At 70.2% G+C, this 25,538-nt stretch carries 27 protein-coding genes and 2 tRNA genes; 14 read left to right on the top strand and 15 right to left on the bottom strand.

Annotated elements, in window-relative coordinates; all coding sequences use genetic code 11:
- Positions 1-9: 9 nt before the first annotated feature.
- Complete coding sequence (locus HSO01S_RS14450; RefSeq protein ID WP_066042802.1) at positions 10-1,026, bottom strand: Fpg/Nei family DNA glycosylase; 1,017 nt, start codon at positions 1,024-1,026, stop codon at positions 10-12.
- A 103-nt stretch (positions 1,027-1,129) separates the two neighbouring features.
- Positions 1,130-1,618, bottom strand: a complete 489-nt coding sequence (locus tag HSO01S_RS14445) for a ribose-5-phosphate isomerase (protein ID WP_066042798.1) — start codon at positions 1,616-1,618, stop codon at positions 1,130-1,132.
- A 53-nt stretch (positions 1,619-1,671) separates the two neighbouring features.
- Between HSO01S_RS14445 and HSO01S_RS14440 the strand changes: the two genes are divergently transcribed.
- Positions 1,672-2,475, top strand: coding sequence for a DUF4184 family protein (locus tag HSO01S_RS14440; RefSeq protein WP_066042796.1), 804 nt, complete (start codon positions 1,672-1,674; stop codon positions 2,473-2,475).
- Here the strand turns inward: HSO01S_RS14440 and HSO01S_RS14435 are convergent.
- Positions 2,472-3,083, bottom strand: a complete 612-nt coding sequence (locus tag HSO01S_RS14435; protein WP_066042794.1) for a mycothiol-dependent nitroreductase Rv2466c family protein — start codon at positions 3,081-3,083, stop codon at positions 2,472-2,474. The genes HSO01S_RS14440 and HSO01S_RS14435 overlap by 4 nt on opposite strands.
- Positions 3,084-3,156: 73 nt before the next feature.
- Here HSO01S_RS14435 and pepN point away from each other — a divergent pair, with 73 nt between their 5' ends.
- Genes pepN through HSO01S_RS14415 form a run of 4 tightly spaced genes read left to right on the top strand, consistent with a single transcriptional unit; the run spans position 3,157 to position 8,839 of the window.
- Positions 3,157-5,703 carry an aminopeptidase N gene (gene pepN, locus HSO01S_RS14430; RefSeq protein WP_066042792.1) on the top strand — a complete coding sequence of 849 codons (2,547 nt, stop codon included), beginning with the start codon at positions 3,157-3,159 and terminating at the stop codon, positions 5,701-5,703.
- Between the two features lie 57 nt (positions 5,704-5,760).
- Positions 5,761-6,711 carry a mechanosensitive ion channel family protein gene (locus HSO01S_RS14425; protein ID WP_245636016.1) on the top strand — a complete coding sequence of 317 codons (951 nt, stop codon included), beginning with the start codon at positions 5,761-5,763 and terminating at the stop codon, positions 6,709-6,711.
- An 18-nt stretch (positions 6,712-6,729) separates the two neighbouring features.
- Entirely contained in the window at positions 6,730-7,137 is a 408-nt protein-coding gene (locus HSO01S_RS14420) for a globin (RefSeq protein WP_066042787.1), read from the top strand.
- 19 nt (positions 7,138-7,156) lie between these two features.
- Positions 7,157-8,839, top strand: coding sequence for an FAD-binding dehydrogenase (locus HSO01S_RS14415; protein ID WP_066042784.1), 1,683 nt, complete (start codon positions 7,157-7,159; stop codon positions 8,837-8,839).
- A gap of 79 nt (positions 8,840-8,918) precedes the next feature.
- Here the strand turns inward: HSO01S_RS14415 and HSO01S_RS14410 are convergent, their stop codons facing one another.
- Positions 8,919-9,587: a DUF8185 domain-containing protein gene (locus HSO01S_RS14410; protein WP_066042781.1), complete on the bottom strand. Its 669-nt coding sequence runs from the start codon at positions 9,585-9,587 to the stop codon at positions 8,919-8,921.
- Positions 9,588-9,668: 81 nt separating this feature from the next.
- Between HSO01S_RS14410 and HSO01S_RS14405 the strand changes: the two genes are divergently transcribed.
- Positions 9,669-10,538, top strand: coding sequence for an acyl-CoA thioesterase (locus tag HSO01S_RS14405; protein ID WP_066042777.1), 870 nt, complete (start codon positions 9,669-9,671; stop codon positions 10,536-10,538).
- A 61-nt stretch (positions 10,539-10,599) separates the two neighbouring features.
- Here HSO01S_RS14405 and HSO01S_RS14400 read toward each other — a convergent pair whose 3' ends face one another.
- The 5 genes from HSO01S_RS14400 to msrA form a co-directional block, all read right to left on the bottom strand.
- The gene (locus HSO01S_RS14400) at positions 10,600-11,103 is read right to left on the bottom strand and encodes an acyl-CoA thioesterase (protein WP_066042774.1); all 504 of its coding nucleotides are present in this window, start codon (positions 11,101-11,103) and stop codon (positions 10,600-10,602) included.
- A gap of 7 nt (positions 11,104-11,110) precedes the next feature.
- Positions 11,111-12,793, bottom strand: a complete 1,683-nt coding sequence (gene ettA, locus HSO01S_RS14395; protein ID WP_066042771.1) for an energy-dependent translational throttle protein EttA — start codon at positions 12,791-12,793, stop codon at positions 11,111-11,113.
- A 2-nt stretch (positions 12,794-12,795) separates the two neighbouring features.
- Positions 12,796-13,317: a DUF6993 domain-containing protein gene (locus HSO01S_RS14390; protein ID WP_245636015.1), complete on the bottom strand. Its 522-nt coding sequence runs from the start codon at positions 13,315-13,317 to the stop codon at positions 12,796-12,798.
- Positions 13,318-13,425: 108 nt separating this feature from the next.
- Entirely contained in the window at positions 13,426-13,995 is a 570-nt protein-coding gene (locus HSO01S_RS14385) for a single-stranded DNA-binding protein (protein ID WP_084361715.1), read from the bottom strand.
- Positions 13,996-14,144: 149 nt separating this feature from the next.
- Complete coding sequence (msrA, locus tag HSO01S_RS14380) at positions 14,145-14,672, bottom strand: peptide-methionine (S)-S-oxide reductase MsrA (protein WP_066042768.1); 528 nt, start codon at positions 14,670-14,672, stop codon at positions 14,145-14,147.
- Between the two features lie 66 nt (positions 14,673-14,738).
- Between msrA and HSO01S_RS14375 the strand changes: the two genes are divergently transcribed.
- From HSO01S_RS14375 to HSO01S_RS14365, 3 genes are all read left to right on the top strand, one after another.
- Complete coding sequence (locus tag HSO01S_RS14375) at positions 14,739-14,963, top strand: hypothetical protein (protein ID WP_066042765.1); 225 nt, start codon at positions 14,739-14,741, stop codon at positions 14,961-14,963.
- Positions 14,964-15,016: 53 nt separating this feature from the next.
- The gene (locus HSO01S_RS14370; RefSeq protein ID WP_174522997.1) at positions 15,017-15,976 is read left to right on the top strand and encodes a hypothetical protein; all 960 of its coding nucleotides are present in this window, start codon (positions 15,017-15,019) and stop codon (positions 15,974-15,976) included.
- A gap of 28 nt (positions 15,977-16,004) precedes the next feature.
- A tRNA-Arg gene (locus HSO01S_RS14365) sits at positions 16,005-16,077 on the top strand.
- A 72-nt stretch (positions 16,078-16,149) separates the two neighbouring features.
- Here the strand turns inward: HSO01S_RS14365 and HSO01S_RS14360 are convergent.
- Positions 16,150-16,368, bottom strand: coding sequence for an SCO4848 family membrane protein (locus HSO01S_RS14360; protein ID WP_066042762.1), 219 nt, complete (start codon positions 16,366-16,368; stop codon positions 16,150-16,152).
- Positions 16,369-16,439: 71 nt separating this feature from the next.
- Between HSO01S_RS14360 and orn the strand changes: the two genes are divergently transcribed.
- The 4 genes from orn to HSO01S_RS14340 all read left to right on the top strand — a co-directional run bounded on the left by orn (position 16,440) and on the right by HSO01S_RS14340 (position 18,924).
- Positions 16,440-17,060 (top strand): oligoribonuclease, encoded by a 621-nt coding sequence (gene orn, locus HSO01S_RS14355; protein WP_066042759.1) that lies wholly within the window; start codon positions 16,440-16,442, stop codon positions 17,058-17,060.
- 48 nt (positions 17,061-17,108) lie between these two features.
- Positions 17,109-17,184 (top strand) — tRNA-His (locus tag HSO01S_RS14350).
- An 87-nt stretch (positions 17,185-17,271) separates the two neighbouring features.
- Positions 17,272-17,622, top strand: coding sequence for a metallopeptidase family protein (locus tag HSO01S_RS14345; RefSeq protein ID WP_066042756.1), 351 nt, complete (start codon positions 17,272-17,274; stop codon positions 17,620-17,622).
- 48 nt (positions 17,623-17,670) lie between these two features.
- Complete coding sequence (locus tag HSO01S_RS14340) at positions 17,671-18,924, top strand: D-alanyl-D-alanine carboxypeptidase family protein (protein WP_084361697.1); 1,254 nt, start codon at positions 17,671-17,673, stop codon at positions 18,922-18,924.
- A gap of 15 nt (positions 18,925-18,939) precedes the next feature.
- Here the strand turns inward: HSO01S_RS14340 and HSO01S_RS14335 are convergent, their stop codons facing one another.
- The 5 genes from HSO01S_RS14335 to HSO01S_RS14315 all read right to left on the bottom strand — a co-directional run bounded on the left by HSO01S_RS14335 (position 18,940) and on the right by HSO01S_RS14315 (position 23,180).
- Entirely contained in the window at positions 18,940-19,458 is a 519-nt protein-coding gene (locus HSO01S_RS14335) for a nucleoside/nucleotide kinase family protein (RefSeq protein WP_066042750.1), read from the bottom strand.
- Between the two features lie 3 nt (positions 19,459-19,461).
- A complete protein-coding gene (locus HSO01S_RS14330; protein WP_245636014.1) occupies positions 19,462-20,259 on the bottom strand; it encodes an energy-coupling factor transporter transmembrane component T family protein in 798 nt (265 codons plus the stop codon).
- Positions 20,256-21,917, bottom strand: a complete 1,662-nt coding sequence (locus tag HSO01S_RS14325) for an ABC transporter ATP-binding protein (RefSeq protein WP_066042747.1) — start codon at positions 21,915-21,917, stop codon at positions 20,256-20,258. The genes HSO01S_RS14330 and HSO01S_RS14325 overlap by 4 nt, the downstream gene beginning before the upstream one ends.
- Positions 21,918-21,953: 36 nt before the next feature.
- Positions 21,954-22,592: an ECF transporter S component gene (locus tag HSO01S_RS14320; RefSeq protein ID WP_066042744.1), complete on the bottom strand. Its 639-nt coding sequence runs from the start codon at positions 22,590-22,592 to the stop codon at positions 21,954-21,956.
- A gap of 222 nt (positions 22,593-22,814) precedes the next feature.
- Positions 22,815-23,180 carry a hypothetical protein gene (locus tag HSO01S_RS14315; protein ID WP_066042742.1) on the bottom strand — a complete coding sequence of 122 codons (366 nt, stop codon included), beginning with the start codon at positions 23,178-23,180 and terminating at the stop codon, positions 22,815-22,817.
- Between the two features lie 87 nt (positions 23,181-23,267).
- Between HSO01S_RS14315 and glgX the strand changes: the two genes are divergently transcribed.
- Positions 23,268-25,493: a glycogen debranching protein GlgX gene (glgX, locus tag HSO01S_RS14310; RefSeq protein WP_066042739.1), complete on the top strand. Its 2,226-nt coding sequence runs from the start codon at positions 23,268-23,270 to the stop codon at positions 25,491-25,493.
- The last annotated feature ends 45 nt before the right edge of the window (positions 25,494-25,538 follow it).

Below are 25,538 nucleotides of genomic sequence, written 5' to 3'. Positions count from 1 at the left end.
GACGCTACCTCAGGCCTGATCCTTCGGGCACCAGTAGAGCTTGCGGGCGCCGAACTCCTCGAGCACGATGTGGGTGCCGCAGATGCGGCAGGGCAGGCCTTCGCGCTTGTAGACCCAGTGCCGGTCGGCCCGGTCGGCCATGGCGGCGGCGTAGGCGGCCTCGTCGAGCCCGTCCATCGTCATCATCTGGCCGGTGCGCACGCCGAGGTCGAGGAGGTAGGCCCAGTCGCGCCAGAGCGCCCGAACCGTGTCGGTCGGCACGAGCTTGCCTGGCGTGTGCGGGTTGAGGCGGGCACGGAAGAGCATCTCGGCGCGATAGACGTTGCCGATGCCGCTGACCACCGACTGGTCCATCAGGAGCAGGCCGATAGGCGTGGGCTTCTTGGCCACCGCGTCGACGAAGCGCTGCTCGGCGGCTTCGGAGTCGTCCAGCAGCGGGTCGGGGCCGAGCTTCGCGATCACCGCGTCGACCTGGGCCGCGTCGAGCACCTCGCAGGCCGTGGGGCCGCGGAGGTCGGCGACGGCGGTCTCGGTGAGCAGGCGCACACGCACGGCGCCGACGGGTTCGGGTGGGAAGTCGCCGATCTCCTCCCCCTCCTTCTCCTGCTCGGCCATCCGGATGCGGGCTCGTCTCGGGGCTCCGATCGAGTTGATCGAGTCCTCACCGGCGGAATCGTCGAGGGCTATCTCGTCGAGGGTTCCCTCGGCCTGCTCGCCCAGCTCGGTGCCGCGCTGGTTCGTCTGGCCCATCCGGCCACCGGCCGAGCGGATGGTGGCATCCGCCGTGATCTCGCCCGCGAAGTCCCAGGCGCCGTAGATGCCCAGGTGCACCCGGAGCCACAGGATCCCGTCGAACTCGAGGAACATCTGCTTGCCGACGGCCCGCGAGGCGGTCATCGTCTTGCCGTCGAGCTGAGCGGCGCCCTCGGCGAACCGGCCCTGCGGCGAGCTCGCGGCGACCGTGTGGCCCACGAAGTTGCGGGCGAACTGACGCGCGATGCGATGGACGGAATGTCCCTCGGGCATGTCGCCTCCTTGGCTGCTGCCGGTCGTGGTGCGGGTGGTGGGGCCTGTGGTGGTGCCGGTGCTCCCGCGGGGTCAGGATGTCGCGGACGCCCACGGGGCCGGGTCAGGCGTCGACGTCGCGCCCCGCGATGGTGCCGGTCGCCTCGTACTCGGCGAGCTGGGCGATGCGGCGCACGTGGCGCTCCTCGAGGGAGAACGGCTCGTCGACGAAGAAGTCGATCAGCGCGATGGCCTCCTCGACGGTGTGCTGGCGGGCGCCGATCGAGATGACGTTGGCGTCGTTGTGCTGGCGGGCGAGCTTGGCGGTGGCCTCGTTCCAGGCCAGGGCGGCGCGGACGCCCCGCACCTTGTTCGCGGCGATCTGCTCGCCGTTGCCGGATCCGCCGAACACGACGCCGAGCGCCTCGACACCGGCCTCCTGGTCGACGACGACCGCGTGGGCGGCGTTGATGCAGAACGAAGGGTAGTCGTCGATCGGGTCGTACTCGGTCGGACCGTGGTCGACGACCTCGTGCCCGGCCGCCGTCAGATGCTCGTTGACGATCCTGCTGAACTCCAGCCCGGCATGATCCGTCCCGATGTGAATGCGCATGAGAAGAGTTTATTTGCGTGGGTGGGTGGTGGGGTGACGGATAGGGTGCCGGGGTGCCGTTCACCGTGAGTCACGCCTTCGTCGCGGTGCCGTTCGCGCGGACGGCGCTGCCGGCGGGCGCGGTCGCGGCGGGGGCCATGGTGCCGGATCTGCCGCTGTTCCTCCCCGTGGGCGTCAGCTACGAGAGCACGCACGAGTTTCCGTGGTTCCTCGTCACGGCGATGCCCCTGGCTTTTCTCGCCTTCGCGATCTGGCGGGTCGTGGTGCGGCCGGTCGCCCGGGCCGTCGTCCCGCGGAAGCTCGCCGAACGCCTCCCCCTGGAGTGGGACGGCACCGCCGTGGACGGCTGGCGGAGCCTCTGGCGAGCCGACGCGCACGCACGACCTCGCGTCGCATCCGCTCTGCTCCTTCTCGCGGCGCTGCTGATCGGAGTGCTGACCCACGTCGTCTGGGACGCCTTCACCCACCCCGGAAGCTGGGGCACCCAGCTCGTCCCCGCCTTGAACGACTCCGCGGCCGGCATCCCGATCGCCGTCTGGCTCCACTACGCCAGCTCGGCCGTCGGCCTGGCAGCCCTCGCAGTCTGGCTCGTGCTCTGGCTCCGCCACCGCGCGCCCACCCCCACGCCGGCCCACACCGCCCACGACCCCCGACGCGCTTTCTGGCTCGTGATGGCCTTCGCGACCGCAATCACCGTAGTGGTAATCGCCCTGCAGTCAGCCGCGGAAGCCGCATCCGCAACCCGCCTCTTCTACGTCCTCCTAGACGCCCTCACCACCACCCTCGGCGCCCTCACCCTCGCCATCGTGCTGGCAAGCCTCGCGGCTCAAGTCACCCGAACGAGACCCGAGGGCTAGAACTGCGGGTCGCGGGTGCGCGAGCGCTTCAGCTCGAAGAACCCGTCGTAGGAGGCCGCGGCCACCACGCCGTCCCACAGCGTCAGCGCCATCTCGCCCTTGGGCGCCGGGCTGATGACCGGGCCGAAGAAGGCGACCCCGTTCACCGCGATGACGGGGGTGCCGACATCCTGACCCACCCGCTGGATGCCGTCGAAGTGCGAGGCACGCATCTGGGGGTCGTACTCGTCCGAGTCGGCGTAGGCGGCGAACGATTCCGGCAGGCCGACCTCGGCGAGCGCCTCGGCGATCACGGTGTCGGAGTCAGTGGATCCGCCCGGGTGGATGCGCGTGCCGAGCGCGTCGTACAGCGGCTTCACGATCTCCTGGCCGTGCAGCTCGGCCGCAGCGGCGACCAGGCGGGTGTAGCGGAGGGCGCGCGGGAAGAACGCCTTGTACGACTCGGGCAGGTCGTGGTTGTCCTCGTTCAGCACGGCGAGGCTCATGATGTGCCAGGTCACGTCGAGGTCGCGCTGCTGCGCCACCTCGTCGACCCAGCGCGAGGTCATCCAGGCCCAGGGGCAGGACGGGTCGAACCAGAAATCAACCACGGTCGTCTTGTCAGTCATCCCGCCATCTTCGCACCCTCGACCGACACCGCAATCGAACTAGGCTGGACGCGCAATCGACAAGGAGCAAACAGTGCCTGGAGAAAACCTCACCCGCGCAGAAGCTCGCGAACGCGCCTCGGTGGTCGACGTCACGAGCTACGACGTCGTCCTCGACCTCACCACCGGTCCCGAGACGTTCCGCAGCACCACCACCGTCGTCTTCACCGCCACGGAGGGGGCGTCGACGTTCATCGACGCGATCACCCGCACCGTGCACGCGGTGACCCTGAACGGCGTCTCGCTCGACCCGGCGGCGGTGAGCGACGGCGTGCGCATCCAGCTCGACGGGCTTGCGGCCGAGAACACCCTCATGGTCGACGCCGACATGATCTACACGAACACCGGCGAGGGCCTGCACCGCTTCGTCGACCCGGTCGACGACGAGGTCTACCTCTACAGCCAGTTCGAGGTGCCGGACTCGCGCCGCATGTTCGCGGTGTTCGAGCAGCCCGACCTCAAGGCCGTCTTCACCTTCACGGTGACGGCCCCCGACTACTGGGAGGTCGTCTCGAACTCCCCCACCCCCGAGCCCGTCACGGCGGTCGCGGGCCAGTCGGCGACCTGGACCTTCGAGCCCACCCCGCGCATCTCGAGCTACATCACCGCCCTGGTCGCGGGCCCCTACATCGTCGAGCGCAGCGAGCTGACCAGCTCCGACGGCCGCACGATCCCGCTCGGCGTGTTCTCGCGGGCCTCGCTCTCGCAGTACATGGATGCGGACTACATCTTCGAGAAGACCCGCCAGGGCTTCGAGTTCTACGAGAAGCAGTACGACTTCCCGTACCCCTTCGCCAAGTACGACCAGCTGTTCGTGCCGGAGTTCAACGCCGGTGCGATGGAGAACGCGGGTGCGGTGACGTTCACCGAGACCTACGTGTTCCGCTCGAAGGTGACGGAGGCGGTGCGCGAGCGCCGGGTCGTCACGATCCTGCACGAGCTCGCCCACATGTGGTTCGGCGACCTCGTCACCATGCGCTGGTGGAACGACCTGTGGCTGAACGAGTCGTTCGCCGAGTACATGTCGACCCTCGCGACCGCCGAGGCCACGGAGTGGAAGGAGGCCTGGACCACCTTCGCCGCCATGGAGAAGAGCTGGGCCTACCGCCAGGACCAGCTGCCCTCGACCCATCCGATCGTCGCGGCCATCAACGACCTCGAGGACGTGCAGGTCAACTTCGACGGCATCACCTACGCCAAGGGCGCCTCGGTGCTCAAGCAGTTGGTGGCCTGGGTCGGCCAGACCGAGTTCATGGCCGGCGTCGCCGCGTACGTGAACAAGCACCAGTTCGCCAACACCGAGCTCACCGACCTGCTGGTCGAGCTCGAGAAGACGAGCGGCCGCGACCTCACCGAGTGGTCGCAGCTGTGGCTCGAGACCGCGGGCGTCAACACGCTGCGTCCCGAGATCACCTACGACTCCGACGACGTGATCACCTCGTTCGCGGTCAAGCAGGAGGCGACGCTCGACTACCCGACGATCCGCCCGCACCGTCTCGCGATCGGCTTCTACGACTTCGCCGGCGACGCCCTGGTGCGCCGCTACCGCGTCGAGCTCGATGTCGACGGCGAGCGCACCGAGGTGCCCGAGCTCGTCGGCCACCCTCGGCCCGCGCTCGTGCTGCTGAACGACGACGACCTGGCATACGCCAAGATCCGCCTCGACGGCTACTCGCTCGACACCGCCATCGAGAACCTCGCCGCGATCGAGAGCCCGCTGGCGCGCTCGATCGTCTGGGGTTCGGTGTGGGATGCGACGCGCGACGCCGAGACCTCGGGTCGCGACTTCGTGCGGCTGGTGCTCGGCAACATCGCGACCGAGACCGAGTCGACGACGCTCCGCACGGTGCTCGGGCAGCTGGTGCTGACCGCGTCCGCGTACGTGGCGCCGGAGTACCGGCAGGAGACCATCGAGGGCGCGGCCGACGCGCTCTGGCGACTGGCTCTGGATGCGGAGCCCGGCTCCGACGCGCAGTTCCAGTTCGTGAAGTTCTTCGCCGCGCTGGCGAGCACCGAGGAGCAGCTCGAGAACGTCGCGCACCTGCACAACGGCACGGTCGTGCTGGAGGGGCTGGACATCGACACCGACCTCACCTGGGAGCTCCTCATCTCGCTGGTCGCCGGAGGCAAGGCCGGGCAGGCCGAGATCGACGCGACGCTCGCCGAGGACAACACGGCCTCGGGCCAGCAGTCCGCGGCGCACGCCCGGGCCGCCATCCCGACGCCCGAGGGCAAGGCGGCGGCGTTCGCGTCGCTCGTCGACACCGACGCGGCGCCGAACGCGATCGTGCGGGCCACCGGGCTCGGCTTCCAGCGCGGCACCGACCCCGCGCTGTTCGAGCCGCTCGTGCCGACGTACTTCGCCGCGCTGCAGAACCTGTGGGAGACCCGCAGCTACGCGATCGCGAGCTCGGTCATCAACGGGCTCTACCCGGCCGCGCTGGCGAACCAGGCGCTCCGCGACGCGACCGCGGCCTGGCTCGACGCGAACGCCGAGCCGCCGGCGCTCCGCCGCATCATCGTCGAGAACCTCGCGGGCGTCGACCGGGCGCTGGCGGCGCAGAAGCGAGATAGGGGATAGCGCGTTGAGGGGGCGTTGAGGCGGGCGCTCTAGGGTTGGTGGGATATGGATTGGAACATGTTCTGGACGAACCTCGGGTCGTTCTTCGATACGTACCAGGTGCCCATCGGCATCCTCATCATCATCGTCGCCGCGATCGTCATCCGCGGCATCCTGCTGTTCTCGGTGCGACGGCTCGTCGACCAAGTCGTCAACGGTGTCAAGAAGAAGCAGAACGTCACCGACACCCAGGCGCTCTCGGCGTCGCCCTTGGCGGCGGTGCGGATCGTTCAACGCACCCGAACCCTCGGCACGGTGCTGACGAACGTCATCAACGTGACCGTGGTGATCGTGTCGATCATCCTCGTCATCACCCGCATCGACCCGAACGTGCTGGGCTCTCTCGCCCTGCTCACCGCCGCCCTCGGCGCCGGCCTCGGTTTCGGTGCCCAGAACATCGTGAAGGACGTGCTCAACGGCCTGTTCATGGTGTTCGAGGATCAGCTCGGTGTCGGTGACGTTGTCGACCTCGGGCCCGCCACCGGCGTGGTCGAGGCGGTCGGCATCCGGGTCACCCAGGTGCGAGACGTCAACGGCACGCTCTGGTTCGTGCGCAACGGCGAGATCCTCCGTGTCGGCAACATGTCGCAGGGCTGGGCCCGGGTCATCCTCGACCTCGCCATCCCGTACGACGCCGACATCGACCTGGTGCAGGACAAGATGCTCGCCACCGCGGTCGGCATGTCGACCGAGCCCAAGTGGCGCTCGCGGATCGTCGAGCGCCCGGAGATCTGGGGACTCGAGTCGATCTCGGCCGAGGCCCTGGTCATCCGCCTGGTGGTCAAGACCCGCACCTCGGCCAAGGACGACGTCGCCCGCGAACTGCGGATCCGCTTGAAGCGCGCCCTCGACGAGCTCGGCGTGAGCCTGCCCTCGCTCAACACCGTCGTGCTCTCGGGCTTCGAGGGCGCCAACAGCGTCAAGGGCGCCCGCCCGCCGCGCACGAAGCCCATCCCCAAGCAGGACTAGCGACTGGAGACCACGGTCATGGAACTCACTCCGAAGCGGTCCGAGCCCGCCAACACCCTCTACGAGCAGATCGGGGGCCACGACACCTTCGTGGCGCTCGTGACCCGGTTCTACGAGGGCGTCGGCACGGATCCGGTGCTGAAGCCGATGTACCCGGCCGACGACTGGGACGGCGCGATCGACCGGCTGACCAAGTTCCTCGAGCAGTACTGGGGCGGCCCGGGCACCTACAGCGAGGAGCGCGGTCACCCGCGGCTCCGGATGCGCCACAACCCGTTCAAGGTCAACCCGGATGCGCGCGACCGCTGGCTCGCACACATGCGGGTGGCCGTGGACTCCCTCGAGTTGTCGCCGCTCGACAGAGAAGTGCTGTGGGACTATCTCGAGCGTGCGGCGCATGCCATGGTGAATACGTTCGACCAGTAGCGCGACGAAGGAGTTGCCCGTGCCCCGAGCCGCAGACGGTTCCGCGACCGAATCCGACGTGATCGTGGTGGGGGCGGGGCTCGCGGGGCTCGTCGCCGCCTGCGAGGTGATCGCGGCCGGCCGCACGGTGACGGTGCTCGACCAGGAGCCCGAGGCCTCCCTCGGCGGCCAGGCCTGGTGGTCGTTCGGCGGTATCTTCCTGATCGACTCCCCCGAACAGCGGCGGATGCGCGTGAAGGACAGCCTCGACCTCGCGCGCCAGGACTGGATCGGTACCGCCGGGTTCGACCGACCCGAGGACCACTGGGGCGAGGCCTGGGCCGAGGCCTACCTGCAGTTCGCGGCCGGCGAGAAGCGCGCCTGGCTGCACTCGCTCGGCGTGCGCTTCTTCCCCGTCGTCGGCTGGGCCGAGCGGGGCGGACACACCGCGACCGGGCCAGGCAACTCGGTGCCGCGCTTCCACATCACCTGGGGAACCGGGCCGGGGGTCCTGGCGCCGTTCGTCGCCCGCTTTCAGGAGGCCGTGGCCTCGGGGCGCGCGCGCATCCTGCACCGCCGCCGGGTGGACGAGCTCGTGACCTCGGGCGGCGAGACCCCGCGGGTGACCGGAGTGCGCGGCAGCGTGCTGGCCCCGAGCCCGGTCGGGCGCGGGGAGACCAGCTCGCGTGAGGTGGTGGGCGAGTTCGAGCTCTCGGCCGGCGCCGTCATCGTGGCGAGCGGCGGGATCGGCGGCAATCACGACCTGGTGCGGGAACTCTGGCCCGCCCGTCTGGGCGCTCCCCCGGCGACGATGCTCTCAGGCGTCCCGGCCCACGTCGACGGGCGGATGCTCGGCATCAGCGAGCGTGCCGGCGCGCGCCTGGTGAACACCGACCGGATGTGGCACTACACCGAGGGCATCACGAACTTCGACCCGGTCTGGCCCCTGCACGGCATCCGGATCCTTCCCGGCCCCTCGTCGCTCTGGCTGGACGCCACGGGGAGGCGCCTGCCCGGACCCTTCTTCCCCGGCTTCGACACGCTCGGCACCCTCGAGCACATCCTCGGCACGGGCCACGACTACAGCTGGTTCGTGCTCACGCAGGCGATCATCGAGAAGGAGTTCGCGCTCTCGGGCAGCGAGCAGAACCCCGACCTGACGGGCAAGGACCTGCGGTTGCTGGCCCAGCGCATCCGCCCCGGCGCCCCGGGACCGGTCGAGGCGTTCAAGGAGCGCGGCGTCGACTTCGTCGTGGCCGACACCCTGCCCGAGCTGCTGCGCGGGATGCGCGACCTCGAACCCGACGGACCGCTCGACGCCGCCACGGTCACCCGCGAGGTCTTCGCCCGTGACCGCGAGATGGCGAACACCTTCTCGAAGGATGCGCAGGTCACGGCCCTGCGCGGGGCACGCCGCTACCTCGGCGACAAGCTCATCCGGGTGGCCAAGCCGCACCGCCTGCTCGACCCCGCGGCCGGCCCCCTGATCGCGGTGAAGCTGCACGTGCTGACCAGGAAGTCGCTCGGCGGGATCCAGACCGACCTGAGCGGGCGGGCGCTCTCGCCCGCGGGGTCACCGGTGGCGGGGCTCTTCGCGGCCGGGGAGGTCAGCGGCTTCGGCGGCGGGGGCGTGCACGGCTACCGGGCGCTGGAGGGCACGTTCCTCGGCGGGTGCCTGTTCTCGGGGCGGCAGGCCGGGCGCGCGGCCGCGGCGTCGGTGTGACGGGGTGGGGTGTTCGTGGCGCGGCGGCGCGCTCAGCGCCGGGGCGCCACGCTCGTCGCAGGGTGGCCGGGTCGCGCGCTCAGCGCCGGACGAGCACGTGCCCGCGCTTGAGCGTGAGCCGCAGCCACAGACCCGTGTGGAAGACGGCGACGTCGTCGGCGCCCTTCACGAACCCGAGGCTGACCGCGCAGAAGGCCGCGCCGGCGGGAACCCGGGGAGTGAGCCCGGGGAGCACGTCGAGATCCCGGCCCCAGACCTCGGAGCGGACCTTGTGCACGAGCTGCTCGCCCGTGTTGTCGGGAACGGCCGCGGCGACCTCGGCGATACCGGCCCGGGCGGCGACCTCGAGCACGTCCGACCCGAAGGAGCCGGCGCGCTCCCATCCGCCCCGGGGCGGGCTGATCCCGGCCCAGGCGATGCCCTGCTCGGGCGGCGGCAGCGGGATCTCGAGGGGGCCGGAGGCGGAGTTGTTCTGCACCGAGACCTGCGCGAGGCGGTCGAGCAGTGCGCGGATGGAGACGACGACGTCGAAGGGCTCCGGGCTCGCGAGAGCGAAGGTGCGGAGACCGAGCACGGTGGGCGTCTGATCGAGCAGACCCTTCGCCGTGAGGGTGGCGGTGTAGGCCGCGAGCACCCCGAAGCCGCCGATCAGTCGTACGGCGCCATTCTCGACCCGGGCCGCGCGGCCGAGGTACACCTTGAGGTCGCCGAGCGACGCGGCGTCGATGAGGGTGAAGAACTGGACCATCTCTGCTGTCTAAACTACTTCACAGTGGGCGAGAACGTGAGCCACGTCGCCTCAGCTGTGTCCTGAACCACCGGAGGAACCATGTCCGACCCTCTCGCGGGATTCCTGACCACCCTCGATCTCGTCGACACCGGCGCCCGGACGAGCGAGGACATCTTCACCGGCCCGTCGCAGTGGATGCCGAACGGCCGGGTCTTCGGCGGCCAGGTGCTCGCCCAGTCGATCATCGCCGCGGCACGGACCGTCGACGACGGCCGCTCGGTGCACTCGCTGCACGGCTACTTCCTCCGGCCCGGCGACGCCGCCAAGTCGATCACCTTCGCCGTCGACCGACTGCACGACGGCCGATCGTTCTCGACCCGGCGCACGCAGGCCTACCAGGACGGGGTGCCCATCCTCTCGGCGATCCTGTCGTTCCAGACTGAGGACGAGGGCTTCGACCACCAGATCGACCTCCCGGAGGATCTGCCCGGCCCCGACGAGGTGCCGAGCGCCTTCGACCTGCTCTCGAAGATCGACCATCCGATGGCGCAGACCTGGGCCCGGGAGCGCGCCTTCGACATGCGGCACATCCCCGACCCCGTCTACCTCACGGTCGAGGGCGAGCCGACGCCCTACCAGGCGGTGTGGATCAAGGCGCTGGGCCGGCTGCCGGACGACCCGGACCTGCACCGGGCCTCCCTCGCCTTCGCGAGCGACTACTCCATCCTCGAGCCGGTGCTGCGGCGGCACGGGGTGCCGTGGGCGAACCCGGGCCTGAAGATGGCGAGCCTGGACCACGCCATGTGGTGGCACCGCTTCGCGCGCGCCGACGAGTGGCTGCTCTACACGCAGGAGTCGCCGAGCGCGTCGGGCGGCCGCGGACTCAGCCTGGGGCGGATGTACGACCTGCAGGGGCGGCTGATCGCCTCGGTCGCCCAGGAGGGCATGGTCCGGCTGGCCCGGAGCTGAGCTGGGCCGTCAGCTTTTCAGGCTATGGCGCGACGGCCGGTCGAGGGCGGTCAGCCGCGCGTCAGCTGCGGCGGCGGAAGGTCAGCGGGGGCTCGAGGTACGGCTCCCAGGCCTGGCGCTCGTGCGGCACCATCCGGCGCGGCCGGTCGGTCTCGGCGTCGATCAGCACGAGCGTGGTCGCGGCCTTGACGTAGACCGTCTGCGGAGCGACCTCGCCGTCGGCCCCGCGCTCCTCGAAGGGGCTCTTGATCTCGTAGTAGACGTCGAGGCTCGCTCCGCCGAGGTGCCCGATCCACATCTCGACGTCGATCGGGCGCCGGAGGTAGGGCATCTGGTCGAGGTACTCGATCTCCTGGCGCGAGATGACGAGCTTCGTGCGGGTCTCGAGGCTCATGTCGATCACGGCCGTCGGCCACTCGGAGGCGTTCGGATCGTCGAGACCTCCGTCGACCCAGAACGCGAAGACGCGCGCCTCTTCGAGCAGCTTCAGGACGGACGCGTTGTTCACGTGCCCGTACGCATCCAGATCCGACCAGCGGAGCTGGATCGGGACGTGCAGCCGCATCGGCCGGTCAGTCCCTCGTCAGCTTGCGGTAGGCCGCCCGCGATGGCTTCGCGGCGTCGGCCCCGAGGCGCTCGATCTTGTTCTCCTCGTAGGCCTCGAAGTTGCCCTCGAACCAGTACCAGTTGGCCGGGTCTTCGGGCGTGCCCTCGTAGGCCAGGATGTGCGTGGCGATGCGGTCGAGGAACCACCGGTCGTGCGTGATGACCACGGCGCAGCCGGGGTATTCGAGCAGAGCGTTCTCGAGGCTCGACAGGGTCTCGACGTCGAGGTCGTTGGTGGGCTCGTCGAGCAGGAGCAGGTTGCCGCCCTGCTTGAGCGTGAGGGCGAGGTTCAGGCGGTTGCGCTCACCACCGGAGAGCACACCGGCCTTCTTCTGCTGGTCAGGGCCCTTGAAGCCGAAGGTCGACACGTAGGCACGCGCCGGCACCTCGGTCTTGCCGACCTGGATGTAGTCGAGCCCGTCGGAGACGACCTCGAACAGCGTCTTGTTCGGGTCGATGCCGCCACGGCTCTGGTCGACATAGGAGATGTCGACCGTCTCGCCGATCTTGAGGTCGCCGCTGTCGAGCGGCTCGAAGCCGACGATCGTCTTGAACAGCGTCGACTTGCCGACGCCGTTCGGGCCGATCACGCCGACGATGCCGTTGCGCGGCAGCGTGAACGACAGGTTGTCGATCAGGATGCGTTCGCCGAAGCCCTTGCGGAGCTTCTTGGCCTCGATCACCTGGGCACCCAGGCGGGGGCCGACGGGGATCTGGATCTCTTCGAAGTCGAGCTTGCGGGTGCGCTCGGCCTCGCTCACCATCTCCTCGTAGCGGGCCAGACGGGCCTTGGACTTCGCCTGGCGGCCCTTTGCGTTGCTGCGCACCCAGTCGAGCTCCTCGCCGAGGCGCTTGGCCAGCTTCGCGTCCTTCTTGCCCTGCACCTCGAGGCGCTCGCGCTTCTTCTCGAGGTAGGTGGAGTAGTTGCCCTCGTAGGGGTAGAGGCGGCCGCGGTCGACCTCGGCGATCCACTCGGCCACGTGGTCGAGGAAGTACCGGTCGTGGGTGACGGCAAGCACGGCGCCGTGGTACTGCGACAGGTGCTGCTCGAGCCAGAGCACGCTCTCGGCGTCGAGGTGGTTGGTGGGCTCGTCGAGGAGCAGGAGGTCGGGCTTCTGAAGCAGCAGCTTGCAGAGCGCGACACGGCGCTTCTCACCACCGGAGAGGTTGGCGACGGGGGCGTCGGCCGGCGGGGTGCGCAAGGCGTCCATCGCCTGCTCGAGCTGGGAGTCGAGGTCCCACGCATCGGCCGCGTCGATGTCCTCCTGCAGCGTGCCCATCTCGGCCAGCAGCGTGTCGAAGTCGGCGTCGGGCTCGGCCATCTCGGCGCTGATCTCGTTGAAGCGGTCGAGCTTGGCCTTGATCGGGCCGACACCCTCCTGCACGTTCTCGAGAACGGTCTTCGTCTCGTCGAGCTCGGGCTCCTGCATCAGGATGCCCACGGTGAACCCGGGGGTCAGCTTGGCCTCGCCGTTGGAGGGGGTGTCCATCCCCGCCATGATCTTCAGGATCGTCGACTTGCCCGCGCCGTTGGGGCCGACCACTCCGATTTTCGCGCCCGGGAGGAACGCCATCGTGACGTCGTCGAGGATCAGCTTGTCGCCCACCGCTTTGCGGGCGCGCACCATCGAGTAAATGTATTCGGCCATGGTTACCAGTCTATTGCGCGGGTCTGACCCACCAGGCACGCGCCGGTACCGAGAGCCGGCGCCACCAGGCTCGAGTACTGGCCGTGGCCGTACTGCCCGATCAGGCAGTCGTTGCCCATCTTCACCGAGAACTGCACCGAGTCGGCGGCGACCCCCACGGTCGTCACGTCGGGCGTGACCTGCATGGCGGCGGTGTCGAAGCCGTTCGCCCGCAGGTTCGTCGTGATCGCGACACCGTCGGCCGCGGGGTTGCCGCCGATGAGCCCCTGGTTGACCGCGTCGAAGAACGCCTTGTTGTCGGCGGCCGTGCCGGTCGGGTTGAGGGTCAGCCCCGTCGCGGCCGGGTCGGTCGTGGGAGCTGCCGAGGCGGTCGGCGCTGCGGCCGGCGCCGAGGAGGTCGCGGGCTCGGGATCGGGGGTGCACCCGGCCAGGACCACGGCGAGCGCCACCGGCAGCAGCCCCACGGCCGCCACCTTCCACGGGGACCGACGACGGGGGACGCGGTCGATCTGGGTGGTCTGCATCGGTCGCACAAATCCTCTCGGCCACGGTCTCCCGGGCTGGGCTCGAAAACTGCTGCGAGTTTATTCGGTGTCGGCCGCCTCCGCCTGGGAGACTGCCGGGGCGGCGGATCAGAACGGCACGAGCTGATCCTGGCGATCCGCCTCGCCCCGGCTGTCGGCGTCTGCGCCGGTGCCGGTGCCGGTGCCGTCGACGCTCCCGCCCTCGTCGGCCGAGGGCTCCCCCGGCCCGGTGAGGGCCCAGCCGTCCTGGTCGAGGTGACCCCCGGCCCCCGAGCCGGATCGCGCACCGCCGTCCCCGGCGGTGTCACCGCCGCCGGTCGCGCTGACCGACCGGGTGAATGACGACGTGCCCCAGCTGAGGTCGTGACCCACCGCATCCGCCTCGATCTCGACGCTCGTGCCGGACTTCTCGCCGTTTTCCCACGCCCGGATGCGCAGCCGGCCGGAGACGAGGACGTGCTGACCGCGTTCGAGCGAACCGCCGAGGTTCAGGGCGAGCTGGCGGAACGCGGTCACCGTGTACCAGTTCGTGTCGGCCTCGACCCACTTCTGCTTCTCACGGTCGAAGCGGCGCTGGCCGGAGGCGAGACGGAAGCTCGTGATCTCGAGGCCGCTGTTGGTGGTGATGTGGCGAGGCGGGGTCGCGACGATCCCGGTGACGGTGGTGAGGTCGGGCATGGGCTGCTCCTTGCAGTCGTGCCGCACGCGGCGGCGGTCGTTCATCTGGACGCACCGAGTCTGCGCGGGCTCCCGGAACGACGGAAGGACCGGGACCCGATCTGTGGAGAGGGTCCCGGTCCTCCGGGGATGTGCAGGAGCGGGCGGGCTCAGGCCGCCTTGATGTACTTCGCGTAGGCCTTCCGCACCTTCGTGACCTTCGGCACCGCGACGGCCATGCAGTAGCCCTGGCCGGGGTTCTTGGCGAAGAAGTCCTGGTGGTACTCCTCGGCGCGGTAGAACTCGCCGAGCGGCTCGAGGGTGGTGACGATCCCGCCGTCCCACAGCTCGGCGGCGCGCTCGAGGGCCGCCTCGAAGAGGACCTTCTGCTCGTCGCCGTCGTAGAACATCGCCGACCGGTACTGGGTTCCGATGTCGTTGCCCTGGCGGTTCAGCTGCCGCGGGTCGTGGAGGGTGAAGAAGACGTCGAGGATGACGTCGGCGGGGATGACCTCGGGGTCGAAGGTCACCGCGACGGCCTCGGCCTGGCCGGTCGTCCCGGTGCAGACCTGCTCGTAGGTGGGGTTCGGCAGGTCGCCGCCCGTGTAGCCCGACACCACGTCCTGCACGCCCTCGAGCGTGCGGTAGACGGCGTCGAGGCACCAAAAGCAGCCGCCGGCGAGTACGAAGGTTTCCATACCCCCGATCCTATGCGGCGCCCCCGCGACGGCGGCGATGTCGGAGGGTGCTCGTAGCGTTCTGACATGACCACCACGAGCAGCACCACGACCGGCCCGGCCCTCCGCCGCATCCGCGACGGCTACTGGCGCGTGACCGCCGCATCCGGGCTCGTGCTCGGCTACGTCGAACAGATCGACGCGGACGGCGAGCTGCGATTCGCGGCCAAGCGGCTCCTCCCCTCCTCGAACCGGGTCGTCGGCATCGGCGATTTCCACACGCGCGACGAGGCCGCGGAGTGCTTGCGCTGACGCACCGGCCCGGCTCCCCGGCATCCCCCACGACCGGGGGTAATCTGCGGCTCATGGAATGGTGGAATGGTTTTACGGGCTGGCTCTCCTCATCGAGCGGCGCCTACGTCGTCTCCGACCTGGTCCTTCCGGCGGTCGCCATCATCGTGGCCGGCCTCCTCGCGGCCTGGATCGCGAGCTCTGCCGTCAAGCGGCTGCTCGCCAAGCACGACCGCGAGCTCAAGATCTCGGCGATCGCCTCGCTGATCGACGCCGCCGAGCAGGCGTCCGTGTGGAACTCGCTGACCCCGCAGGAGCAGATCCTCGCCGACCGGGCCACCGGCCAGGCCGACATCCAGGTGCGCCTGCTGCCGATCAAGGGCGCCGACGTCGCCGCGAACTGGGCCGCGCACGCGCTGGCCGAGATGAAGCGGCACTCGGCCACCTTCGGCTACCAGGTCGAGCCCGCCGTGTTCGAGTTCCGCGACCGCCTGATCGAGTGGCAGCAGCGCCCGGGGCGCGCCAAGCGCGTCTTCCAGAGCGACCTCGAGCGCTGGGAGAGCGAGGACGCGTCGAGCGAGAGCGAGCTGCTGGCGCAGCAGGACGCCTGGGTCGCCCAGCAGCACCACGCGCAGTACTCCGCCCCGTCGTCGTCCTCGAGCACGTCCGCCGCCGCGTCCGCCGCGGCTCAGTCCTCCTCGCCCTTCGACCGGCCGAACGCGACCACCGCGTCGCCGATGGCCTCGTCTCCGATGGCTTCGTCGCCGGCCGCCTCCGCGCGGCCCGACTACACCGACGTGCCGACCCAGGCCACGCCGATCGCCCCCTCCGCTCCGCTGCCCCCCACGCACGAACCGCGCCCGACCGTCCAGCAGGTCGCCTCGGGCACCGGCAGCCGCGGTCTCGCCGGCCGCACGCAGAGCCCCACCTTCAGCGACCTCGAGACGACGACGGATCCGGGAGAGGCGCGCGCCGCCGGAGAGATCCCGCCGCCCGTGCACGCCTTCCCGCCCCGCGCCGGCAGCAGCGACTGACCCGAGCGGGTAGTACGCTTTCGGGGTCGCCCCTGTAGCTCAGTGGATAGAGCACCGGCCTTCTAATCCGTTTGTCGCTGGTTCGAATCCAGCCAGGGGCACATCAGAGGGACGCAGCCGCTGACGTCCGCGCGACGGGCGGCGGTCGGCCGCCGCACCGGAACAGACGCAGGCTACGCCGAGACGAGCGCGACGATCGCCACCACGAGCGACACCGCCGCGATCAGCAGCGAGATCCCGATCAGCACCGCGTGCACGATCAGGAAACGCGTCGGCTTGCCTGCCGCATCCCGTGCCCGGTCGTCACGGCTGACGCGCTTGTAGAACTGGGGCCAGACGATGGCGTTCCAGACGGCGTTGACGAGGAGCAGGACGGCGAGTGCGGTGATCATCGCCGCCAGTCTACGAGAGCTCCGTCGCGCCCCGCCGCCGGGTGTCACCGGCCCGCAATAGACTTCCAGACATGAGTTCCTCCTCCGACCGTCTCGTGTGGATCGACTGCGAGATGACGGGGCTCGATCTCGAGCTCGACGAACTGGTCGAGGTCGCGGTGGTCATCACCGACTTCGACCTTAACCTCGTCGACCCCGGGTTCAGCATCGTCATCAAGCCCGACGACTCCGCCCTGGCGAACATGAACGACTTCGTCACGAACATGCACGAGACGAGCGGCCTGCTCGACGAGATCCCGCTCGGTGTGAGTCTCGCCGACGCCGAGTACCAGGTGCTCGAGTACATCCTGGCCCACGTGCCCGGTGCCCAGACGGCGCCCCTCGCGGGCAACACGATCGGCACCGACCGGGCGTTCATCGCCAAGTTCATGCCGCGGGTCGACAACCACCTGCACTACCGCAGCATCGACGTCTCCTCGATCAAGGAGCTGGCCCGCCGCTGGTTCCCCCGCGTGTACTTCAACGCGCCCGAGAAGGCGGGCGGCCACCGCGCGCTGGCCGACATCCTGGAGTCCATCCGCGAGCTGGAGTACTACCGCAAGGCCGTCTTCATCCCCGAGCCCGGACCGACCTCGGCCGAGCTCAAAATCGTGTCGGCCGACGTCGTGCGCGAATTCACGTCGCGTTTGTAATAGAATGTTTTCTCGTTGCCCCGCAATCACGGTTGCGAGGTGAACATGGTGGATATAGCTCAGTTGGTAGAGCGCTGGCTTGTGGTGCCGGATGTCGCGGGTTCGAGTCCCGTTATTCACCCCAATAGTGCGATGGCCCGGAGGAATCCGGGCCATCGTCGTATCCGGGCGCCGTATCCGGCGGCCACCGCCCCAACGCAGGGAGCATGCCGTGGTCGAACTCGATGCCGACGCCTTCGAGGAGCTGGTCTCCGACGAGCTCGACGAACTGCCTGACGACATGATCGACGGGCTCGACAACGTCGTCTTCGTGGTGGAGGACCGGCCGGAGGACGGCACGCTCGACCTCCTCGGCCTCTACGACGGCGTGGCCCTCACCGAGCGCGGCCAGTACGGTTTCGGCGAGATGCCGGACCGGATCATCCTCTACCGCGAACCCCTGCTGGCGATCTGCGACGACCTCGACGAGCTCCGCGACCAGATCCACGTCACGCTCGTGCACGAGATCGCCCACTTCTACGGCATCGACGACGAGAAGCTGCACGAACTCGGCTGGGCCTGAGGCGCGTTGCTCCCCTCCGCCGGACAGACCTCCGCTTAGCCTGAAGTCATGGCGACGAGAGCGGGACGCAAGGCGGTGCGCGCCGTCGTCATCGTGGTCGGGGTCTTCGTCATCCTGGGCATCGGACTGTACGGCCCCGCGACCCTCGTCGGCCCGCTCCCGCCGGCCACCGCATCCGTCGACCAGGCGCCCGCCGAGTCGGCCGCGAGCGGTGCCCCCACGGTGCCCTCGACCGGCGCGAGCGCGATCGTCGTCGATGGCGCCGGCCCCGTGCTCGCGAGCGGCGGCAGCACAGACGCCGTGCCGATCGGCGGCGCCGCCAAGGTCATCACGGCACTCGTCGTGCTCGACGCGAAGCCGATGGAGGCGGGCGCCCCCGGCGAGACGATCACCATCAGCGCCGAGGACTACCAGAGCTACGTCACATACATCTCCGAGAGCGCCCGTGCGGTCTCGTTCATCACCGGCGAGACCTGGACCCAGCGCGAGATGCTGCAGGCGATGCTGCTCGGATCGAGCAACAACCACGCCGACTCCCTCGCGCGGTGGGCGTTCGGCTCGATGGACGGCTACCTCACCGCCGCCCAGGCCTGGCTCACGAAGAACGGTCTCACCAGCGTCTCGCTCGTCGACGCGACGGGCCTCGACGAAGGCGATGTCGGTTCAGCGACCGATCTGGCGAGGATCAGCGCCCTCGCCTTCGCCGACCCGGCCGTCTCGGAGATCGTGCGGAGCGACGGCGCCGCGGTCAACGGCCGCCGCGCGGTCGACAACCTCGCCCGCTACGCCGCCGACGAGGGCTACGTGGGCCTCTCGCGCAGCTACACCGACCAGGCCGGCATCTGCTTCCTCTTCGCCCTCGACGTCACGGTCGACTCGGGCACCCAGACGCTCTACGGCGCGTTCCTCCGCGAACCCGACTGGGACACGATCGACGCCGACCTGACCGCGCTCTCGGCCTCCGCGGCCGCCACGGTGAAGCAGACCCCGGTCGTGACCGAGGGCGAGACCTTCGTCACCTACACGACCCCCTGGGGCGAGACCGCGCACGGGGTGGCGAAGGCCACCGAGAGCCGGATGCTGTGGGTCACCTCCCCGCTGACCTACACGGTCGACGCGCAGCCGCTGACCACGGGCAACAAGGGCCAGCAGGTCGGCACGGTCACGGTGGGCACGCCCGACGGCGACATCACGATGATGCTCGTGCTCGACCAGCGGATCGGCGACCCCGGCCCGATGTGGCGGCTCGGCAACCCCGTGCCGGTCATCTCGGCATTCATCGACTCGCGCACGGGCAAATAGACGCCGAGAGCCGGCTCAGGTCTCTACGACCATCGTCGCGAGCGACCGCGGATCCTCCCGCGCGACGAACCCGCGCCACTGCGCCTCCCAGCGGTCCCACTCCCGCGCGTAGAGCTCGCCGTCGCGCTCCAGGGCCCGGCGTTTGCGCTCCCGGTCGTCGGTCTCGACCCAGATCGTCAGGTCGGCCAGCTCCTCGTTGGCGCGGCTCAGGGCTCCGCAGCCCTCGACGATGAGCGGCCGCGCCGCATCCACCGCGTGCCACTCGGCGGGCCGCCCCGACTCCCAGTCGTACCGGCGCCAGCGCGGGCCTGCGGCATCCCCCTCGCCCGACGAGAGCGCCCGCACCGCCCGCAGCGGCCGCAGCACCTCGTCGGTTAGGTGGAGACTCGCCTCCTCGAGCCCGTCCCAGCCGGGGTAGATGCTGTCGAGGTGGATGAGGGTCGGTACGTCCGGCCCCGCCCAGCCCGCCTGCATCCGCAGCGCCAGCCCGGTCTTGCCCGACCCGCTCGGACCGTCGATCAGGATCACCGTCATGCCTCAGCCGATCACCGGAGTGAAGGAGCCGGTCACGAGCGCCGCCGTCAGGGCGAGGCCGCCGATGGCCGCTCCGATGGCCACGAGCAGCCACTCCCGCGCCCCGAAGGTCGAGGGCCTGGCCCAGGTGCGCACGGTGCTGCCGCCGAAGCCGCGCGCCTCCATCGCGGTCGCCAGCTTGCTGCCGCGGCGGATCGAGATGACCAGCAACGCGAAGGCCTGGTTCGCGAACCGGCGGATGCGTCCTCGGTCGCCGATGCCCCGAGCGCGGCGGGCCAGCTCGAGCTGCCGCCAGTCGTCGAGGAAGAGGCCGGCCAGACGGATGCCCGCGAGGGCCCCCAGCACGAACCGGCTCGGCAGGTGCCAGACCTGGGCGAGCCCGTCGGCGAGGTCGGTCGGGTCGACCGTCGCGAAGAGCACCACGGCGGGCAGTCCGATGGCCAGGATGCGGAGCACGGTCGCGACGGCCAGCCCGATCGATCCGTCGGTGATGTGGATGACGCCGAACTGGAAGTAGGTCTGCCCGCTCGCGATCCCGTACAGCAGGGTCGAGACACCCGCGACGGGCGCGGCGATCCAGATCGGCGCGGTGCGGCGGAAGAAGGTGCGGAGCGGCAGACCGGCCCAGAGGAACAGCACCGACTCCAGCACCAGCGCGACCGCGGCCGAGACCCAGTCGATCGTGATGAGCAGGAGCACGCCGAGCACGAGCGACGCGGCTAGCTTGGCGACGGGATTGACGGCGTGGATGCGGCGGTCGCCGCCGACCGCGCCGATCAGGGACAGCCCGGTCGCGCTCACGGCAGCCACCCCTCGGGCCGCGCGGCGGTGCCCGGGGCGGAGCCCGGGCCGGTGCCACCCGCGGCGCCGACGACGAGCTCGTGATCGGCGAGCGCCTCGATGAAGTCCCGGTCGTGGGTCACCGCGATCACCGCGGTGCCGCGGTCGAGCTGCTCGCCGAGGAGGAGCACGAGCTCGGCCCAGGTGCGGGAGTCCTGCCCGAAGGTGGGCTCGTCGAGCACCAGGATGCGCGGGCGGGCCACGAGCACCGAGGCCACCGAGAGCCGGCGCTTCTCGCCACCCGAGAGCGTGTACGGATTCGCCTCGAGCAGGCCGTCCAGGCGCAGGCGCTCCGCGACCTCCGTGACGCGGCCGTCGGCCTCGTCGGCGGGCAGGCCCAGTGCCTTCAAAGCCACCTCGAGCTCGCCGCGCACGGTCCCGGTGACGAACTGGTGCTCGGGATCCTGGAACACCGTGCCGATCCGGGTGAGGAGGTCGCGCGACGCCCAGCCGAAGGGGTCTCGGGGGTCGAGCTCACGTCGCCGACGGCGGCCCAGGCCGGATCGCCGGCGCGGGACGACCCCGGCCGCGAGATCCTCGCTCGCGGCCACGGAGCCCTCTTCGACGGGCAGCAGACCCGCCATCGTGAGCGCCAGCGTCGACTTGCCGGCTCCGTTGGGGCCCGTGACGGCCAGGGCCTCCCCCGCCCGGACGGTCGCGTCGATGCCGCGGGCGACGACGGTTCCGGGCACCCGGCCGACCCCGGCATCCCGGACCGTGAGCACCTCGCGGCCCATCGCGGCCGGCGCTGCCGACGCCGATCCCGACGACGACGCAGACTCCGCCGCAGCCGCCGCCACTCCTGAGGCTTCCCCGCCCACCGCCCGCACCCGGCGCCCCCGGAGCGGATCGTGCCCCGGCACCCACACGCCGTCCCGCGCGAGCTCGGCCCCCCGCTCCCGAAGCACTGCGTCGGGCGACCCGTCGGCGAGCACACCGCCGCCGGGGGCGAGCACCACCACGCGGTCGACGACGTCGAGCCACACCTCCACGCGGTGCTCGATGACCACGAAGGTCGACGGGTGGCGGGCGAGCAGACCGGCCACCGCATCCCGCACCTCGACGACCCCCTCGGGGTCGAGGTTCGCCGTCGGCTCGTCGAGCAGGATGACGCCCGGCCGCATGGCGATGATGCCGGCGAGTGCGACGCGCTGCTTCTGACCGCCGGAGAGCGCCGAGGTCGAGCGGTCCCGCGGCAGGGCGAGGCCGACCGCGGCGAGCGCCTCGTCGACCCGCGGCCAGATCTCCTCGCGCGGGACGGCCAGGTTCTCGCAGCCGAAGGCCACGTCGTCGCCGACCCGGTCGAGCACGACCTGCGAGTCGGGATCCTGCTGGAGGAGGCCGACGGCGCCCCGGCGGTCGGTGGGATGGAGACCGCCGACGGTCAGCGAGCCCTCCTCCTCGCCCTCGTCCGCGCCGCCGAGCACGCCGGCGAAGGCCTGCACGAGCGTCGACTTGCCGGCCCCGGAGGCACCGAGCAGCAGCACCCGCTCCCCCGGCCGGATGACGAGGTCGAGACCGCGCAGCGCCCAGCCGGGGCGGCCCGCGTGCCGCCATCCCCAGCCCGCCGCCTCGAGCCCGAGTGAGCCGGCAGCAGGCCCCTCGACCCCGCCCGACATAGGCACAGGGACAGGCACGGGCTCAGACCCCACGCGCTACGCCCTGGCCGCGACCCCGCGGCCGGCGGCGAACCGGCTGAGGGCCCCCGTGCGGGCGAGCCCCCGCATGAGCAGGAACGACAGCAGCCCGGCGACGACGGCCCCGCTGATCACGCCGGCGATCGCGTAGACCACCTTGAACTCCACCGCGTATCCCGGGTACCAGGTGAGGAGGTCGTTGACGACCATCCCGACGCCGGCCCCCGCGCCCGCCAGGACGGCGACGTAGGCGCGGTAGTTGCCGTACAGGAAGAGGGCGAAGACGATTTCGGCACCGAGGCCTTGGGCGAGGCCCGAGAGGATCGTGAGCGCACCGCCCCACTGGGTGCCGACCAGGGCCGAGACGACGGCGGCGACGAGCTCGGTGTAGACGGCGGCACCCGGCTTCCGGATGATCAGGCCGCCGAGCACGCCGGCGAACAGCCACACGCCGTAGAGCAGGGCCTGGGCTCCGGGAGCGACGAACTCGAGGGGGCCGGTGATCGGCGAGTAGACGAGGTTCCAGATCCAGAAGATCAGGCCCGCCGCGACGCCGATGACGCTCGCGACGACGATGTCGACCACGCGCCAGCGGAAGCGGCCCGGTCGCGCGAGCGGGGAGGAGACGGGGGACGGGGTTCCGGTGGTGGTGTGCACTGTCGTGCCCTTTCAGTCGGTGGAAGGGGCACGGGTCGCCCGCGACACCGGCCGGCCGCTCTCGCGGTGGACGCCTCGCGGGCTCGAGATGCCTCCCTGCGCTGGCATGATCCAGATCAGGTTCGACGGTCGAAGGTTGAGAACCTTCCTCTCAGCCCGGCTCACCGGACTCCCGTGTTCGGCTCGAGCTTACTCCCCCGGCATCCGCAGAACCGCGGGGAACTACTTCTTCAGCGCTCTGACGAAACGGGCGAGCGCCCAGCCGGTCGTCATGATGACGGGGATCGAGACCGCGAGCAGCGCGATCAGGTTGGGCTCGAAGGTCGCCTTGCCGCCCTCGGTGACATAGGCGCCGATCGGGATGCTCACGCCGCCGCCGCCGAAGCCCTCGCCCCCGGCATCGCCGGCTCCGATCTTCTGCCCCGAGGTGCCGGGCGAGGAGGCGTTTCCGTTGCCGCCGCCGAAGCCGGACCAGACCAGGGCCACCGGGACGAGGGATGCGCCGTCGATCTCGACGGGTGCGCCGTACGCCGCGCCCACACCGATCTGCCTGGTCGCGTCTGTCAGAGTCTCCACGAGGTTCGCCATGGGGCCACGCTACCGCGGCGAGCGCGTCCGCAGACAGCCCCGTACCCTGAACACCGGTAGCGTGAACCTCAATCGACAGGAGAACACATGCAGTCCTGGCCAGGATCGGCCTACCCGCTCGGCGCGACCTTCGACGGGAGCGGCACCAACTTCGCGCTCTTCAGTGAGGCCGCCGCCCGGGTGGTTCTCTGCCTCTTCGACGACGACCCGGCGTCCCCGGGCGCCCTGGTCGAGACGCAGGTCGAGATGACCGAGGTCGACGCCTACGTCTGGCACGCCTACCTCCCGCAGGTGCAGCCCGGACAGCGCTACGGCTACCGGGTGCACGGCGAGTACGACCCGGAGACCGGGCAGCGCTGCAACCCCAACAAGCTGCTGCTCGACCCGTACGCGAAGGCGACCAGCGGCGAGATCGACTGGGACCAGTCGCTCTTCTCGTACACCTTCGGCGACCCGGACTCCCGGAACGACGAGGACAGCGCGGCGCACATGATGCTCGGCGTGGTCATCAACCCGTTCTTCGACTGGTCCGGCGATCGCAACCTGCGCATCCCGTACAGCGAGTCGGTGATCTACGAGGCCCATGTGAAGGGGCTGACCGAGCTGCACCCGGCCGTTCCGGAGGAGCAGCGCGGAACCTACGCGGGCGTCGCGAACCCCGCCATCATCGACCACCTGCTGAAGCTCGGCGTCACCGCCATCGAGCTCATGCCGGTGCACCAGTTCGTCAACGACAGCACCCTGATCGACAAGGGCCTCAGCAACTACTGGGGCTACAACACGATCGGCTTCTTCGCCCCCCAGGGCGCCTACGCCTCCGCCGGCGACCGCGGGCAGCAGGTGCAGGAGTTCAAGGGCATGGTGAAGTCGCTGCACGCGGCCGGCATCGAGGTCATCCTCGACGTGGTCTACAACCACACCGCCGAAGGCAACCACCTCGGCCCGACGCTGAGCTTCCGCGGCATCGACAACGGCGCCTACTACCGGCTGATGGAGGACGACCAGCGGTACTACATGGACTACACCGGCACCGGCAACACGCTCAACGTGCGGCACCCGCACTCGCTGCAGCTGATCATGGACTCGCTGCGCTACTGGGTGACCGAGATGCACGTCGACGGTTTCCGTTTCGACCTCGCCAGCGCCTTGGCGCGCGAGTTCTATGACGTCGATCGGCTGTCGACCTTCTTCGAGCTCGTGCAGCAGGATCCGGTGGTCTCGCAGGTCAAGCTGATCGCCGAGCCGTGGGACGTCGGCCCCGGCGGGTACCAGGTCGGCAACTTCCCGCCGCAGTGGACGGAGTGGAACGGGAAGTACCGCGACACCGTCCGCGACTTCTGGCGTGGCGAGCCCTCGACGCTCGGCGAGTTCGCGAGCCGCGTGACCGGCTCCGCCGACCTCTACGAGCACTCCGGCCGCCGCCCGGTGGCGAGCATCAACTTCGTCACAGCCCACGACGGCTTCACGCTCCGCGACCTGGTCTCCTACAACGAGAAGCACAACGAGGCCAACGGCGAGGACAACAACGACGGGGAGTCGCACAACCGCTCCTGGAACTGCGGCGTCGAGGGCCCGACCGACGACCCCAAGGTGCTCACCCTGCGTGCCCGTCAGCAGCGCAACTTCATCGCGACCATGCTGCTCTCGCAGGGCGTCCCGATGCTGCTGCACGGCGACGAGCTCGGCCGCACGCAGCTCGGCAACAACAACACCTACGCGCAGGACTCGCCGCTCACCTGGGTGCACTGGGAGAGCGAGGACCAGCCGCTGATCGAGTTCACCTCGGCGGTGCTGCGACTGCGGAAGGAGCATCCGACGTTCCGCCGGAGCCGCTTCTTCGACGGCCGGCCCGTCAAGCGAACCGAGGGCGAGCCGCTGCCGGACATCGTGTGGCTGAACACGGATGCCGGCGAGATGCAGCCCGAGGACTGGGATTCCCCGCTCTCGCGCTCGATCGGCGTGTTCCTGAACGGCGAAGGCATCCGGGCGCGGGACACCCGCGGGCAGGCGCTCAGCGACGTGCACTTCCTGATGTACTTCAACGCCCACGACGAGCGCCAGGACTTCGCCCTGCCCTCGGACGAGTACGCGGAGAGCTGGGACGTCGTGATCGACACGGCCGGCGAGGCGGCGGATTCCCAGGTCTTCAAGGCTGGCGGAACCATGACGGTCGAGGCACGATCGATGGTGGTGCTCAGAGTGCACGTCGAGAACGAGGTCGAACCGGATCATTCGGTCGCGGCATCGCTCACGGCGCAGGCCGACGTGAGCGCCCAGACCGCTCAGATCCCGACCACGCCCTCCACGGCCTAGCCGGGAGCGGGGCGGTCGCAACCGAACTATCGACCAGAAAGAATC

Source organism: Herbiconiux solani NBRC 106740, assembly GCF_001571005.1.
GTDB classification, from domain to species: Bacteria; Actinomycetota; Actinomycetes; order Actinomycetales; family Microbacteriaceae; genus Herbiconiux; species Herbiconiux solani.
The sequence above is the reverse complement of the archived record's forward strand: the minus strand, read 5'-3'. Positions and strand labels throughout refer to the sequence as shown.